This window comes from Candidatus Krumholzibacteriia bacterium (assembly GCA_035268685.1).
In the GTDB taxonomy this organism is placed as follows: Bacteria; Krumholzibacteriota; Krumholzibacteriia; order JAJRXK01; family JAJRXK01; genus JAJRXK01.
The window spans coordinates 1-13,960 of the sequence record DATFKK010000069.1; the positions used below are offsets into that span (position 1 = coordinate 1).

Below are 13,960 nucleotides of genomic sequence, written 5' to 3' on the forward strand. Positions count from 1 at the left end.
GTGAGCGCACGCAGGCGTGCGACGACCGGGGGCAACACCTCGAGCAACCGGTCGACGTCGGCCTCGGTGGTCTCGCGGGACGTCGACAGACGCAGGGCACCGTGCAGACGATCCGGCGCGATCCCCATGGCCACGAGCACCGGACTGGGCTCGAGAGCCCCGGTGCTGCAGGCCGACCCCGCCGAACAGGCGATCCCTTCGCGATCGAGCTGGACGAGCAGGGCCTCGGCCTCCACTCCCGGAACGGTGACGTGCGTGGTGTTCGCCACGCGATCGACCCCGGCCCCGGTGATCTCGAGGTCGGCCACGGCGGCGGACAGACCGGATTCCAATCGCTCGCGCAGCGCCCGCATGCGGGGGATCGCCGTGGGATCCTCCTCGTCGACGCGTTCGAGGGCGCGGGCGAACCCCACGATGCCCGGAGCGTTCAGGGTCCCGGGGCGCCGCCCCTTCTCCTGCCCGCCGCCATGGACGATCGGGGAAGGATCGATGCCACGGCGCAGGATCAGCGCGCCCAGGCCCTTCGGCCCGTGGAACTTGTGGGCCGAGAGCGCGATCAGGTCGGCACCGGCCTCGATGGGGTCCACGGTCGACTTTCCCACCAACTGCACCGCGTCGACGTGCAGCCAGGCCCCGGCCGCACGAGCGCGGGCGGCGACCTCGGCCAGGGGAAGGACCACACCCGTCTCGTTGTTCGCGCCCATGACCGAGACCAGCGCGGTCTCGCCCGGCCGGAGTGCCGCCTCGAGGGCATCGACGTCGAGCCGACCCTGGCCGTCGACACCCACGATCGAGAGCTCGCAGAGTCCCTCGGATTCGAGCATCCGGGCGCAGTCGAGCACGGCAGGGTGCTCGACCGCGGTGGTGACCAGGTGCCTGCGGTCGGGACGGGCGGCCAGACTGCCGCGCAGGGCCAGGTTGTCGGCCTCGGTGGCACCGGCGCAGAAGACCACGTCGCCCGGCCGGACCCCGTAGCGATCCGCGACACTGCGCCGCGCGGCGTTCACCGCACGCGCCACCGGACGCCCCACGTGGTGACCGCTCCCGGCGTTCCCCCACTGCTCGCGGAGGAAGGGGAGCATGGTGTCGAGGACGTCCTCGTCGAGGCGCGTGGTGGCGTTGTTGTCGAGATAGACGGTCCGGTGGGACGGCATGTCGGGAACTCCCCGCCGGGGTGTATCAGTGACGACGGAACTCTGCACCTGGGTGCGTGCCGGCCGATCCCTCCGTCCGGATCGGAGCTTGCTGATCGGGTCGAGGCCCTTGGGGTCGCTCGACCCACAGATTCGGATGGGCCCGCCGATCCGTCCACCCCCTGCCCGGGACGCGTCACCCGTGACCGTCATTCGATCCTTCTGGGTGCTCCTGCTGCTGGCCCTCGCCCTCGCCGGGTACCGCTTCGCGAGCGGCCAGGTCGATCTCGACGGCCTGGGCCGCGAGCGCGAGTACGCCTTCGACCTGGCCTTCGACGTCCGCGGATCGGCCGCCGATTTCGACCTGACCGTGTTCGTCCCCGGAGACGGCATCCACTCGTCGTTGCGCGGAGAGGAGATCCGCGCGGGCGACCTCGAACTCGAGATCCGCGAGGCACCCGAAGGACGTCGCATGGTCGTCCGTGGACGTCGCGACGACCTGCCGGCGCGCGTCGAGTACCGCGTGCGGATCGCGCGGCATCCCGTGCTCTACGAAGTCCCGGCCGACCTGACCTGGGCCGACGTCGACGTGGCCGACCGGCCCGACTCGAACGCCCTGGTACCCGTCGGTCACGTCGAGATCGACCAGGACCTCCATCGCCTCTTCCCCGAGGTGGTCGACGGCAGGGACGTGCCCGTGTCGCCCGAGGGCTTCCGCGCGCGCCTGGCCGACGCCGGGACCGGTCCGATCGAGGCGATCGACCGGATCCACCAGCGGGCCCTGCACGATCTGCGTGCAGCCGATTTCAGCGGACGGACCGATGCGCTCACCGCCCTCCGCCTGGGTGAGGCGAGCTGCGGGGGCAAGTCGCGCCTGATGGTGGCCCAGCTCCGTCGACTGGGGATCCAGGCCCGGCTGGTGGGCGGACTGATCCTGGGCGACGCCGCACGCAAGCGCACGAGCCACGTGTGGGTCGAGGCACTGCTCGGCGATCGCTGGGTCCCCTTCGATCCGTTGAATGCGCATCGGGCCGAGCAGCCGGCCGACTACCTGCGCCTGTACACCGGCGAACTCCCGTTGATCGTCCACACACGCGGCCTGGCCTTCGACTACGGCTTCCGCGCGCCGCTCGACCAGGTGCCGCGGAGCTGGACGACGACCGCCGGCCCGACCATCGGACACGACGCGTTGCCCCTGCTGCGTCGTGACCAGTTCTCGCTGATCCTGCTCGCGCCCTTCGCGTTGCTGATGACGGTGTTCCTGCGGCAGGTGGTGGGGCTGCAGAGCATCGGTGTCTTCCTTCCGGTGCTGCTGGGCTTCTGCGTCACGCAGGTCGGATGGGCGCTCGCCGGGCTGTTGCTGTCGCTCGCCGTGGTGCTCGGCGTGGCGGTGCGGTGGGCGGTAGCGCGCTTCGGCCTCCTGCAAGTCCCCCGATCGGCGTTCCTGATCACCTTCCTCATCCTGGTGTTCCTGCTCTTCACCGTCTCGATCGAGCGCTTCGGGATCGAATCGGGCCGCGGCGTGCTCGTGCTGCCGATCGCCGCGATGGCCATGGCCGTCGAGCGCTTCACCGTGGAGGCCCAGGACCGCGGGCTCGGTGAGGCCTCGTCGCTCCTGGCGCAGACCATGATCCTGGCCGCTCTCTCGGCCCTGGTGCTCATGCAGCCCGTGTTCGAGGTGCTCACGGTGACCTTCCCCGAGATCCTGCTCGTCGTGCTGGCCGAGATCATGGTCGTGGGTCGCTATCGCGGACTGCGTCTGCTGGAGCTGCACCGCTTCGGCAGCGTGCGGACGGGGCCGGCATGAGCGACGAACGCCGACCCGTGCTGGGCATCAATCGCCGCAACCTGGACTTCGTGTTCGACGATCCCCGTCCGGGCCGCTTCCGCGATCTCGACGACAAGCTGCGCGGCAAGCGCCGTCTCGAAGCCGCCCACGTGACCGTCCCGCGTACGCTCGGCGTGATCGAGGACGCCGGCGACGGAAGCACACTGCACGAGGTCCTGCGCGATCGACACAAACTCGTCGTGAAGCCCGCGCGAGGATCGGGAGGGCGCGGCATCCTCGTGCTCGAGCGCGACGGCGAGACCTGGCGCACGCCGGGCGGACGGCGTCTGAGCGTGGAGCAGGTCGAGGAGCACGTGGCCGACGTCCTGTCGGGAAGTTTCAGTCTCGACGAAGCCCCCGACGCGGTCGTCCTCGAGGAACGGATCAGTCCCCACTCCTTCCTGCGCGAACTGTATCCGGACGGTCTGAGCGACCTGCGGATCGTGGTCGAGGACGGCGAGCCGATCCAGGCCATGCTCCGCGTGCCCACCGACGCCAGCGACGGTCGTGCGAACCTGCACGGGGGTGGGCTCGGGCTGGGCATCGACCTCGACACGGGTCGCGTGCACCACGCGGTGCAGGGGCGGCGTCCGGTCGAGTCCCATCCGGACACCGGGGTCGCGCTCGTGGGTCGTGGCGTTCCGGAGTGGGATCGCTGCCTCGAGGTCGCCCGCGCGGCGGCCTCGGCCTTCGGTGAGATCCGGTACCTCGGCGTGGACATCGTGCTCGACGCTGCGCGTGGCCCCATGGTGCTCGAGATGAACGCCCGCCCGGGGCTGGCCATCCAGGTCGCCAACCGAGAGGGCCAACCGGTGCGTCGCCGCGTCGCGCCGGGTCGCCTCGAACGCGTCACACAGATCACGGCCTGGCTCGTGCTCGCCTTGCTGCTGGTCACCCCGGCGGTCTTCGGATCCTGGCAGGACCGCTCCGACACCGAGGTGCGCACCGTCCGCACCGAGAACGCCGACGCCGAGGATGCCGAGTCCATCGTCGAGAGTGATGGGATCGAGTGGTCGGACGAAGGCGTGCCGATCTCGAGTGTCGACGCGCGCTTCGCGCGAGCTCGGGAAGCGGCGGCCGCTGGCGACACGACCACGGCGCTCGCCCTGTACCGCGAAGCCGCCCGCGATCCGTCGCTGGCGCCTTTCGCCATGAACAACATCGCCCTGATCCATCGCGCGAACGACGACCTGCCGCGAGCCCGGGAGGTGCTCGAGTCGGCCCTGGTCGCACACCCGGACTACGCCCGGGGCTCGTACAATCTCGGACTGATCCTGCGGGATCTGGGACGGACGGACGCTGCCGAGTCCTCGTTCCGCCGCGCCACCGAACTGCGCGCCGGCTACGCCCGGGCGTGGAGCGAGCTCGGCGAACTCCAGATGGACGGCGGCGACACCCTCGCTGCCCGCGCCTCGCTGGAGCAGGCGGTCCGCTTCGACCCCGATGCCATCGCCGACCGCTGGAGGCTGGGTCGCGCGCTGCTCCAGTCGGGCCAGCCCGGTCTGGCGGCCGAGCGGCTCCGCGAGGCCGTGGTCCTCGGTGGAGGCGACGTCGCCACGAAGGACTGGGTGGTCGCGCGGCTCGTGCACACGGCCCGGACCGGCGCGGAGCTCTCTTCGGCTTCGCTCGATTCGTTCTCGGAGGCGGTCGAATCCATCGCAACGTCCGCCGACCCGCTTTCGAGCGCGACGGTACTGTGGGGTGAACTGCTCTGGCTCCGGGGAGACCTGGAGGCCGCCCTCCGGTGGTTCGACGGACCGACCGTCGAACTCCACTCGGTCCGGGCGATCGCCGTCGCCGCGCTCCTGGACCTCGAGACGGGACGCTGGGAGTCGGCCCGACGCCGCCTCGAGAGCTCCGACGCGCCGGTCCTCGACCGGCTCCGCGGAGCTCTCCGCCTGGCGGAAGCCGTCGACGCCGGCCGTGGGACCGAAACCATGCACTTCGACCGGGCTCCCCTGCTCGAGCTCGCGCGACGCCGCGTCCTGGAGCGCGATGCATCCCTGGTCCTCGACACCGGCCCGTCCGTCGGCGACGAAGTCGAGCGCGCATGGCGGCGCACCGGGCAGGTCTCGGACCGATCCGGGACCGTGATGCGCCTGTACGGGACCGACCCTCGCCGCCGACTTCCGCTGCCGGCGACCCTGTTGTCGTGGTGGACCTCGAGAGCCGGCGGCGCCGAGGCGGGACCCGACACCCTCGACCGGACCTCGCCCCTGTTCGTCCCACGTCTGCGCGAACGTTTCGAAGCGTCTGCGGCCCGTGGCGACTTCGACACCGCGCACGCCAGCGGCATGCGTCTGATCGATCTCGTGTCCCGGCCGGAGCCGGTGATCCTCACGCTCGTCGACATCGAACTGCAGCGCGACGAGCCCGCGATCGCGCGCTCCCTGTTGGAGAGCATTCCGCGGAACAGCCGATCGCGGCCCGACGTCCAGCGCGCCGAGGCCCGCGTCCTGCGGGCCGAGGGCGACGATCGCGCTGCGCGCGAGGTCCTCGAGGACCTGGTCGAGGCCGATCCCCTCGACGCCGAACTGCGCGTCGAGCTGGCCCGCGTCCAGAGCGCCACGGAACGGTGGCGCGCCGCCACGGAGAGTTGGCGCGAGGCGACCCGCCTCGTGCCCGACCGCGGCGACTGGTACGTGGGCCTCGCCCACTCCCTGATGGAGCGTCGACGCTACGACGACGCCGTCGGGGTCTGGAACCGCGCACTGGCCCTTCCCCTGGGCCCGGACACGCGACGGAGCGCGCACTTCAACCGGGCCCTGGCCCTGCAACGCGAGGACCAGCTCGAACCGGCGGTCGCGGGTTGGGACAGCGTGCTCGCCCGTCGTCCCGACAGCCGCAGTGCGCGCTTCAATCGCGCGCTCGCCCTGCAACGCCTCGATCGACGCGCCGCGGCCATCGAGGCCTACCGATCGGTCCTTGCCATCGATCCCGACCACGAGGCGAGCCGCGAGAGGCTCGCAGCGCTGCTCGAGGAGACCACACCATGATCCTCTCCCGCCGACTCCTCGCTCTGCTCACGCTGATCGCACTCGCCCCCGGCGCGGGGGCCGCGTCGTGGGAACCCGTCGACAGTGACCTCTGGATCCCGATCGGTCCCGAGGGATCACCCGACCGCGTCCGGCTCGAGGCCGGCGGCGAGCCCCTCGACTCCCGCCTCTGGACGTGGATGGCACCCGGCGACACGCTGCGCTTCGCGGTCCGGGGCGAGGGACGACTGCGCGTCGAGACCCGTCCGTCGTTCCGCACCGACGCGCCGGTCCGGCGCTACCGCCTGGGCGTCGTCACCGATCCGGCGACCACCCGCCGGCTGGTCCGCCGCAGCCGATTCGAGGCGCTCGCGACCCTGACCGGCGATCGAGCGGACACCCTGCGTCTGGCCGCACGTGATCGCTGGGAGACCGATCTCGTCGCCGGTGCACGCGAGATCCGCGTGTTCCTCCGCGAGGAACGCAGCGCACCGGTCCTGACGCGCGTCCTCGCCCGTGGCGACGTCCGCGTGCTCACCGATGTGGCCCGGGAACCCGACACCGTCGAACCCGGCGACCGGAGCTGGTCGACCGAGCTCGAACTGGCCGCAGTGGGCTACGACGACAACGCCTATCTGACGCCGCGCGACGAGACGGGACGGACCGAGGAGTTCCAGTGGCCCCTGCGTCTCGAACTCGACTGGTCCCCCGTCGAGACCCCGAGCTTCGAACTGGAGTTCGACTACGACCTCGAGTCGCACCGCTACGCCGACGAGATCCTCGACGAGACGCAACATCGGGTGTCGCTGCGGCAGACCTGGGACGACCGCGAACTCCCCCTGCTCGGTCCGTCGCGCCTGCGCCTCGAACAACGTTACCGTCATCGCGACAAGACCTTCTTCGGACGGGGAGACGACGAGGAGTTCGAGACCTCGTCCGACGTGATCCTCGACGCCCGCGTCGCTCTCGGCAACCGCTTCGACTGGAACGAGGGTCGCCTGCTCGCGGATCTGCGCAGCCGTCCGGGCCGTCGATGGACGCTCGAAGCCGAAGTCTTCGCCCTCCGACGCGACTACACCGACGACTTCGAGCAGGAACCCGACATCTACGCGCTCGACCAGTGGCGCTACGGCGGCGAACTGGCCGTCGCCCGAGCGCTGGGGGGCGACTGGAGCGTCGTCGCCGACGCCGGCTTCCAGGCCTGGAACTACGACGAGAAGTTCGCCCGTGACCGGATCGGCACGTTCACGCCGGAGACGACCACGCTCTACCATCGGATTCCGCTCGGTCTGGAGCTGGAGCTCGACCCCCGGCGCGGTCTGCACGTGGAGGTCGGCGGGGGAGCATTGATCACCCGCGACCGCCGCGCCTCCTACTGGGACCGCACGACGTGGATCGGCGAGGTCGACACCGAATGGGTCGCGGACCGTTGGTCGGTGGGGGGACGGCTGCGCCGTTCGGTCACGACCTACGACAACGCGACGATCGGCAACGACGTCGGAGCACCCCTCCGCGAGAAGGACAGCTGGCGGGGCGAACTCGAACTGGAATGGGAATGGAGTCGATCGGTGGCGTCGATCGTGCGCTACGAAACCGAGGACCTGCGCAACGACCTGCCGACCTTCGCCTACCGGCGCAACCTGTGGCAGTTGATCTTCCGGTACGAGATCTGATCGAGACGAGGGGGACGGCCCGTCGGACCGCCCCCCGTCGCACCCTTCCGTCGGCCTCGCGCTTCCTCGGGAAGGGGCGATCCACTGTCGCGGCGGATCAGCGGCCGCGGTGCGTCCTCCGACCATGACCACCGGGACCGCGATGCGTCGCGTCTCCCCGGTGCGCGCCGTGCCCGCCACGACCGCCGGCCTCGAGCATCATGGTCTGCAGCGTGGCGAAGAGTTCGCGCTGCTGCGGATCGAGCACGTCGGTGATCGTGTCGCGGGTCTCGCCACGCAGGACGCGGCGCCGGCCACCGGAGTCGAAGAGATTGGGCATCGGACCGCCCACGGCCATGCGTTCGGCCCGCTCCTGCATGGCCCGCTGCTCGGCCGCTTCCAGAGCGTTCTCCACCGCGGCCCGCTGATCGGAGTCCAGATCGAGGATCGCGGTCAGGTGTGCGAGTCGCTGGGTACGCATGTCCTCGATGCGTTCGGCGTGCCCCGCTCCGCGTTCGGCCCGACGCTCGGCCCGCAACCGCACGAGTTCGTCGTTCTGTTCGGACGTGAGGATCGCGACCAGACGCTCCTGATGGGATTCGCGGATCCGCTTCGCCTCGGCCTCGAGAGCCGTGGTCGGCTCCTGGTCCGGCCCGACCCGACCACGGAGGGCACGGAGCGAGCCGCGCGTGGCGGCGTACAGGGCATCGATCTTCGCCCGCTGGTCGTCGGTCAGGTCGAGCTCGTGCACGAGCATGTCCTGCGCACCGTGACCGCGGCCCTGCATGCGATCGGCACCCCCGCGGGGACCGTGGCCCGGCCCGTGGCCCCGGCCACCGTGACCGCGTGCTCGCATGCGCCCGGGACCGTCACCACGCCGGCCGACGCGCGGCCCGTTCTCGGACAGCAGGTCGACCAGGGCGATCATGTCGCCGGTGTCGACGGCCGGGGCCACGTCGACGAGGAACTGCACGGCCGGCGGGGTCGGACGCTCGCCACGCCGACCGCGGTGCCCACCGCGGCGTGGGCTGCGGCGCTCGGCGCGGTTCTCCGACCACGCCAGGCGGGCCTCGGCCAGAGCGGCGCGCTGGGAGGCGTCGGCGTCGATCGCCGCGGCCATCTCGTCGACCGTGGGCAGTTGGGGCCGCGCCGTGCGATCGCCCCCACGTCCACACTGGGCCCAACCGTCGGTGGAGAAGGCGAGCGCGAGGATCAGGAAGGTCAACAAGCCCGCGGTCCGGGCGGTCGTCTGCATCTTCATCGGCTCACTCCTGGGTGGGGACGGGCCTTCGGCCCGGTCCGTGTCCTCGGGTACGCCGTGAAGACTAGGAACCATCTGTGGCAGAGATGTGGCAGCCGGCGGGCAAAGTGCGGCAGGTCGACGACGGCACGCTCAACGCCCGACCCGCGGCAGCTCGACGACGAGGCGTGCGCCCCGCGGTTCGACGTTCATCGCCCGGACCGCACCCCCGTGGCGCTCGACGATCTCGCGGACGATGGCCAGCCCGAGGCCCGTTCCGGGCGTGCTCCGCGAGCGGTCGCCGCGATAGAAGCGATCGAACACGCGTGGCAGGTCCGTGGGCCCGAAGCCGGGGCCGTCGTCGGTCACGGTCAGGACCGCCGCCTGCTCACCCTCGACTCCGACCTCGACACGTCCCCCGCGGGGGACGTGACGGAGGGCGTTGCCCAGGAGATTGTCGAGGACCTGCTCCAGTCGCAGGCCGTCGGCGTGCACCTCGACCGGGTCGTCGGGACCCGACCATGCGAGCCGTAGGCCCTCGCGTTCGAAGATCGGACGGAATCGTTCGACCGAGTGCCGGGCCAACGAAGCGAGATCGAGATCGACCCGCACGAGCTCGGTGGTCCCGGCCTCCAGACGGCCCAGCTCGAGCAGATCGGCGAGCAGGCGATCCATGCGCTCGGACGCGTGCAGCACGTCGCGCAGGTAGCGCTCCCGGTCGTCGACGGACAGGTCGACCCCGGGATCGAGGAGGGTCTCGGCGTAACCGCGGATGGCGGTCAGCGGCGTCGCCAGATCGTGGGAGATGTCGGCCAGCAGCTGCCGACGCTCGCCCTGGACGGCATCGATCTCGTCGCGGGCGGCTTCCAGCGATGCGGTCATGGCGTTCAGACGGCGCCCGAGTCTTCCGATCTCGTCGTCGCCGGGCGCGGGGATCCGCGCCGTGAGATCCCCGTCTTCGACGCGGGCTGCAAGGGTCTCGAGCCGCTGCAGACGTCGCTGCAGACGATGCGAGAGGAACAGACCCGCCACGGCCGCGATCAGCAACGCGACCGGCAGGAAGATCAACGCCTGCCGCGGCAGGAACTCGACGATGCGCAGCGGGCGGCGCGGCTGCATGACGCAGAGCACCGCTCCGGTCGACAGGGTGCGCGCGGCGGTCACCTCGAGCTCGGCGGCCCGGTCCGGAGGCGGGCCCGGCCCCCGTCCGGCGGGCGGCGCAGGCAGCGCTTCGGCTCCTTCGTACGCACGCCAGGCACGCTCGAGACGCCGTTGCCAGCCCCGGCCTCCGGACTGGGCCAGGATCCACCGGCCGGCGATCGTGCGCAGGACCAACCGCTGGGGCGAGCTGGGATCGTTCGCGGCACGGATCGCACGGGCGACGCGTCGCAGGTCGTCCTCGGCGAGTGCTGCCTCGATCTCGGGCGCGCTCCGTTCCACCAGGAACTCCGCCCGGTTCTCCTGGAGCTGCCGCGTCGCAGGCTCGACGATCCCGACCACCACGAGCGCTTGCAGCGCGGTCGCCAGCAGGAGCACGCCGAGGAAGGCGCCGCCGAGCGTCCAGAAGAGACTGCGTCGACGTGGCAGACCGGCCACCTCAGGCGTCCTCGGCAAAGCGGTAGCCCGCCCCCCACACCGTCTGCACGTAGCACGGGTGGGCCGGGTCGGGCTCGAGTTTGCGACGGAGCCGGCTGACCAGGCTGTCGATGCTCCGGGCGTCGACGACCCGGTCCTCGCCCCAGACCTCGCGCATGAGCGCTTCGCGCGCGTAGACGCGCCCGGGGCGGGTGGCGAGGAAGTGCAGGAGCTCGAACTCGAGCGAGGTCAGGTCGACCGGGTCGCCGTCCAGTTCGGCGCGTCGCCGCCCCGCGTCGATGCGCAGGGGCCCGCGTTCGACGATCTCTCCCGCGGCCGACACCCGGGTGCGACGCAGCAGCGCCCGGACGCGGGCCACCAGCTCTCGCGGACTGAACGGCTTGGTCAGGTAGTCGTCGGCGCCGAGTTCGAAGCCCAGGATCTTGTCGGCCTCGCCACTGCGAGCGGTCAACAACAGGACGGGCAGGTCGCTGCGTTCACGCAGACGACGGGTGATCTCGAGGCCGTCGAGGCCGGGAAGCATGATGTCGAGCACCACGAGACGCGGATCGTGCTCGCGGATCGCGGCCAGGGCCAGGTCCCCCTCGTGCACGCTCCGGCAGGGCAGACCCACGGCTTCGAGATTGCGGACCACCAGCTCCGCGATCGACCGGTCGTCCTCGACCACCAGGATCGGTCGTTCCATCGAAGCACTCCCTCGTCGGCTCCGGACGCCGGCAGGATACCTGCATTCCGATCTTCGAACACCCGGTGTGTCGCCGGGCACAGGGCTTGCTGTAAGGATTTCGTTAAGATACCATGAACACAACGTTGAGCTGCCCGGAGTTCGGCGTCTCCACCGGGACGAGGAGGTGCATCGTGAACCACACACTGCGAACCGCCGCCACCCTCGCCGTCCTCTGTTCCCTGCTGTTCGGAGCCGCCTCCGTCGGCGCCGCCGACGCAACCGTGGCATCGATCCCCGACCACCGGACACCCCTCCGGATCGCTCCCTACGACCGACCCGTGGTCCAGACGGCCATCGAGGCCCAGGCCTGGGTCGTCCTGAGCGCCGCTCGCGACCATGCTCGCGCCCACGAGGGTCGTTATCCCACCGACGTCGACGAACTGACGCCCTGGCTGCCGCGGGGCGAGCGCATGCGCGATCTGTGGACGGGCGAGCTCCGGGTTCCCACCGACGATCCGCAGGCCCTTCCCGGGACCGTCGTGTACCGCCCAATCGTCTGGGAGGGACACTCCGTGGGCGGGGAGGTCATCGCTCTCGGTCCCTGGGGCGAGACCGCGACCTTCGTCAGCGACCTCGGGTGGTGGAAACGCACCCGGGAGCTGGCCGTGAATCTGCCCTGAGACGAAACTCGGGCTCGATCTCCGCAGAGAGAGGCGGAGGGCCCGGTCCCGTGAACGGTCAGGCCGCCGGGGCCGGGCCTAGGCGCCGCGCCAACAGACCTTCGGCCACCAGCAACAGACCCGCCGCGATCAGGAACCAGTGATGGATGGGCCGTCCGCGGCGGGCAGCGCGCACGGCCTCCTCGGTGGCCGCCCCTTCCAGGACCGCGAAGCGCAGCCCTGTCTCCGGCTGGAAGAGCTCGGCGAATCCCGAGGGATCCCACCACTGACGGCGCGACTCGCTGCGCGCGACGTTGACCGCCACCGAACCCAGACTGCGCCCGTCGCTCTCGAAGCGGTACAGGCCCGGGGATTCCGCGACCGGCCCGTGCAGACGCGCGGGTCGCGTGCTCGCGTCGAGTTCCACCGGCCTGCGTTCACGATCGGGGCCGACGACCGTCCATCGGGCCGAGGCGTCGGACACGTCGGCCACTTCGATCACCGGACTCTCGCCCACCGCGAAGTGCCGATCGAAGCGCCCCCACCCGGCCGTGGCCAGATACCCCGTCAGACGCTGGACCAGCGGCAGGAACATGGGCGAGAACGCGATCTCGCCGGCCACCGCGGAGGTCTCGAAGGCGCACACGATCACACGCCCCTCGCCCACCTCGATCTCCGTCGCCGCCGCCCCACCCCCGGCGTAGCGCAGGAGCGGCCGCCCGATGGTCTCGTCCATGCGGAAGAAATTGCGAAGCCGTACTTCCTCGAGCGTGGCACGAGCCTCGGGCTCGAGGTCGGCGAAGACGGGGTGGTCGGGCGCCGACACCTCCAGCCGCTCGAACACGTCCTCGTCGCCACGGAAGGGTCCGAGCCGCAGGTTCGTCCATCCGGACAGCAGACGCTGGTTCGTGTAGGTGCGCACGCGGGGATCGCCGGCGAACAGCAACATGGTCCCGCCGCGACGCAGGTAATCGCCCAGCGCCGCCAGCCGGGCCGCGCCGAGGTCGCGCAGGTCGACCCCGAGCACGACCGGTGCCTCGGGCAGGGTCTCGACGTCGAACCGGGCCGCCAGCTCGACCCTCGGCGCGAAACGTCCCTGGCCCGCCCGGTCGGGATCGAGTGCGGTCAGCAGGAACAGCAGCGGATCCCGCGCGCCCTCCTCACCGGTCACCCCGCGCAGGACGCGCACGGGGACCTGATCGCTCACCGCCAGCACGAAGAAACTCTCGTCGTCGAGCGCGTAACGATCGGGCCGCAGCCGCACCGAGCCGCCGGCGTCCCCCGCTTCGGGCAGGGTCAGCGGGAAGCGGTGGCGGGCGCTCCCTCCCGGCGGCACCACGATGCCGGTCTCGCCGACGGTCGTGCCCTCGAGCTCCAGGAAGAGAGGGGTCTCGACGGTCTCGGCACCGTTCTGGGAGACCCGCGCGCGGATGTCGATGGTCTCGCCCTGCCGGAGCAGGACACTCTGCGGCGGGATCGGGTCGACCGTGCGGTTCACGAAGGGTTCCGAGGCGACGGGTCGCAGGAAGACCGCCGTGTCGTCGACCTCGCGCGCGGTCCGCAACCAGCGCGCGCGCACCGTCGAGTCGACATCGGCGATCTGGAAGTCACCCACCAGGTAGATCTCGCGGCGCGGACGTTCGGCCCGATCCAGGAACTCCAGTGCGTCCTCCAGCGCGGCGACGTAGTCGGTGGCCCGCGCACCGGGTTCGACCTCGCCGAGTTCGGCGGCGATCAGTCCGGGGTCGCGCACGAACTCGGAGAAGAGCGGTCGCGTGACGTCGCTGTACAGCAGCACGGCGACCTCGTCGTCGCCCTCTGCGGTCCGCGCGATCTCGATCGCCTCGTCCCGTGCACGGTCGAAGATCGTGCCCTCGGAGACCTCGGCCTGCATGCTCGCGCTGTTGTCGAGCAGCACCACCACGCTCGTGCCCTCGCCCCCGCCGGCGAGTCCGGCCAGGGCCCCGGTGAGCGTCGGGCGTGCCGCGGCCAGCACCACGCAGACCACGATCAGGATGCGTAGCAACAACAGGAGCAGCCGCCGCAGGTTCATGCGGCGCATCTGTCTCTCCTGCGTGGGCTGCAGGAAGCGCAGGGGCGCGAAGGGGACCTCGACCACCTGACGGCGGCTCAGGAAGTGCAGCAGGATGGGGATTCCGGCTGCCAACAGGCCGAAGAGGAGTGCCGGGTTCAGGAACTGCACGGAGCGG

9 protein-coding genes are annotated in these 13,960 nt (G+C 71.1%); 4 read left to right on the forward strand and 5 right to left on the reverse strand.

Going from position 1 to position 13,960, the window contains the following annotated elements:
* On the reverse strand, positions 1-1,154 hold a 1,154-nt coding region (locus tag VKA86_06780; protein ID HKK70903.1), incomplete at its 3' end, for a cysteine desulfurase family protein.
* A gap of 181 nt (positions 1,155-1,335) precedes the next feature.
* Here VKA86_06780 and VKA86_06785 point away from each other — a divergent pair.
* From VKA86_06785 to VKA86_06795, 3 genes are read left to right on the forward strand one after another with little or no spacing between them, the layout of a single operon-like run.
* Positions 1,336-2,940 carry a 7TM domain-containing protein gene (locus VKA86_06785; protein HKK70904.1) on the forward strand — a complete coding sequence of 535 codons (1,605 nt, stop codon included), beginning with the start codon at positions 1,336-1,338 and terminating at the stop codon, positions 2,938-2,940.
* A complete protein-coding gene (locus VKA86_06790) occupies positions 2,937-5,957 on the forward strand; it encodes a sugar-transfer associated ATP-grasp domain-containing protein (protein ID HKK70905.1) in 3,021 nt (1,006 codons plus the stop codon). Before VKA86_06785 ends, VKA86_06790 begins: the two co-directional genes overlap by 4 nt.
* The gene (locus VKA86_06795; GenBank protein ID HKK70906.1) at positions 5,954-7,609 is read left to right on the forward strand and encodes a hypothetical protein; all 1,656 of its coding nucleotides are present in this window, start codon (positions 5,954-5,956) and stop codon (positions 7,607-7,609) included. Before VKA86_06790 ends, VKA86_06795 begins: the two co-directional genes overlap by 4 nt.
* A 97-nt stretch (positions 7,610-7,706) precedes the next feature.
* Here VKA86_06795 and VKA86_06800 read toward each other — a convergent pair whose 3' ends face one another.
* From VKA86_06800 to VKA86_06810, 3 genes are all read right to left on the reverse strand, one after another.
* The gene (locus tag VKA86_06800) at positions 7,707-8,849 is read right to left on the reverse strand and encodes a Spy/CpxP family protein refolding chaperone (protein ID HKK70907.1); all 1,143 of its coding nucleotides are present in this window, start codon (positions 8,847-8,849) and stop codon (positions 7,707-7,709) included.
* Positions 8,850-8,981: 132 nt separating this feature from the next.
* On the reverse strand, positions 8,982-10,424 hold the full coding sequence (locus tag VKA86_06805; GenBank protein ID HKK70908.1) for a HAMP domain-containing sensor histidine kinase: 1,443 nt from the start codon (positions 10,422-10,424) through the stop codon (positions 8,982-8,984).
* 1 nt (position 10,425) lies between these two features.
* The gene (locus tag VKA86_06810) at positions 10,426-11,109 is read right to left on the reverse strand and encodes a response regulator transcription factor (GenBank protein HKK70909.1); all 684 of its coding nucleotides are present in this window, start codon (positions 11,107-11,109) and stop codon (positions 10,426-10,428) included.
* A gap of 173 nt (positions 11,110-11,282) precedes the next feature.
* Here VKA86_06810 and VKA86_06815 point away from each other — a divergent pair, with 173 nt between their 5' ends.
* On the forward strand, positions 11,283-11,771 hold the full coding sequence (locus VKA86_06815; protein HKK70910.1) for a hypothetical protein: 489 nt from the start codon (positions 11,283-11,285) through the stop codon (positions 11,769-11,771).
* Positions 11,772-11,829: 58 nt separating this feature from the next.
* On the opposite strand, the gene VKA86_06820 is transcribed toward VKA86_06815, so the two are convergent.
* Positions 11,830-13,953 carry a BatA and WFA domain-containing protein gene (locus tag VKA86_06820; GenBank protein HKK70911.1) on the reverse strand — a complete coding sequence of 708 codons (2,124 nt, stop codon included), beginning with the start codon at positions 13,951-13,953 and terminating at the stop codon, positions 11,830-11,832.
* Between the last annotated feature and the right edge of the window lie 7 nt (positions 13,954-13,960).

What these genes read in the sequence shown, in the direction of transcription:
- VKA86_06790 (HKK70905.1), top strand. Translation starts at nt 2,937, where the DNA reads ATGAGCGACGAACGCCGACCCGTGCTGGGCATCAATCGCCGCAACCTG.
- VKA86_06795 (HKK70906.1), top strand. Translation starts at nt 5,954, where the DNA reads ATGATCCTCTCCCGCCGACTCCTCGCTCTGCTCACGCTGATCGCACTC.
- VKA86_06800 (HKK70907.1), bottom strand. Translation starts at nt 8,849, where the DNA reads ATGAAGATGCAGACGACCGCCCGGACCGCGGGCTTGTTGACCTTCCTG.
- VKA86_06810 (HKK70909.1), bottom strand. Translation starts at nt 11,109, where the DNA reads ATGGAACGACCGATCCTGGTGGTCGAGGACGACCGGTCGATCGCGGAG.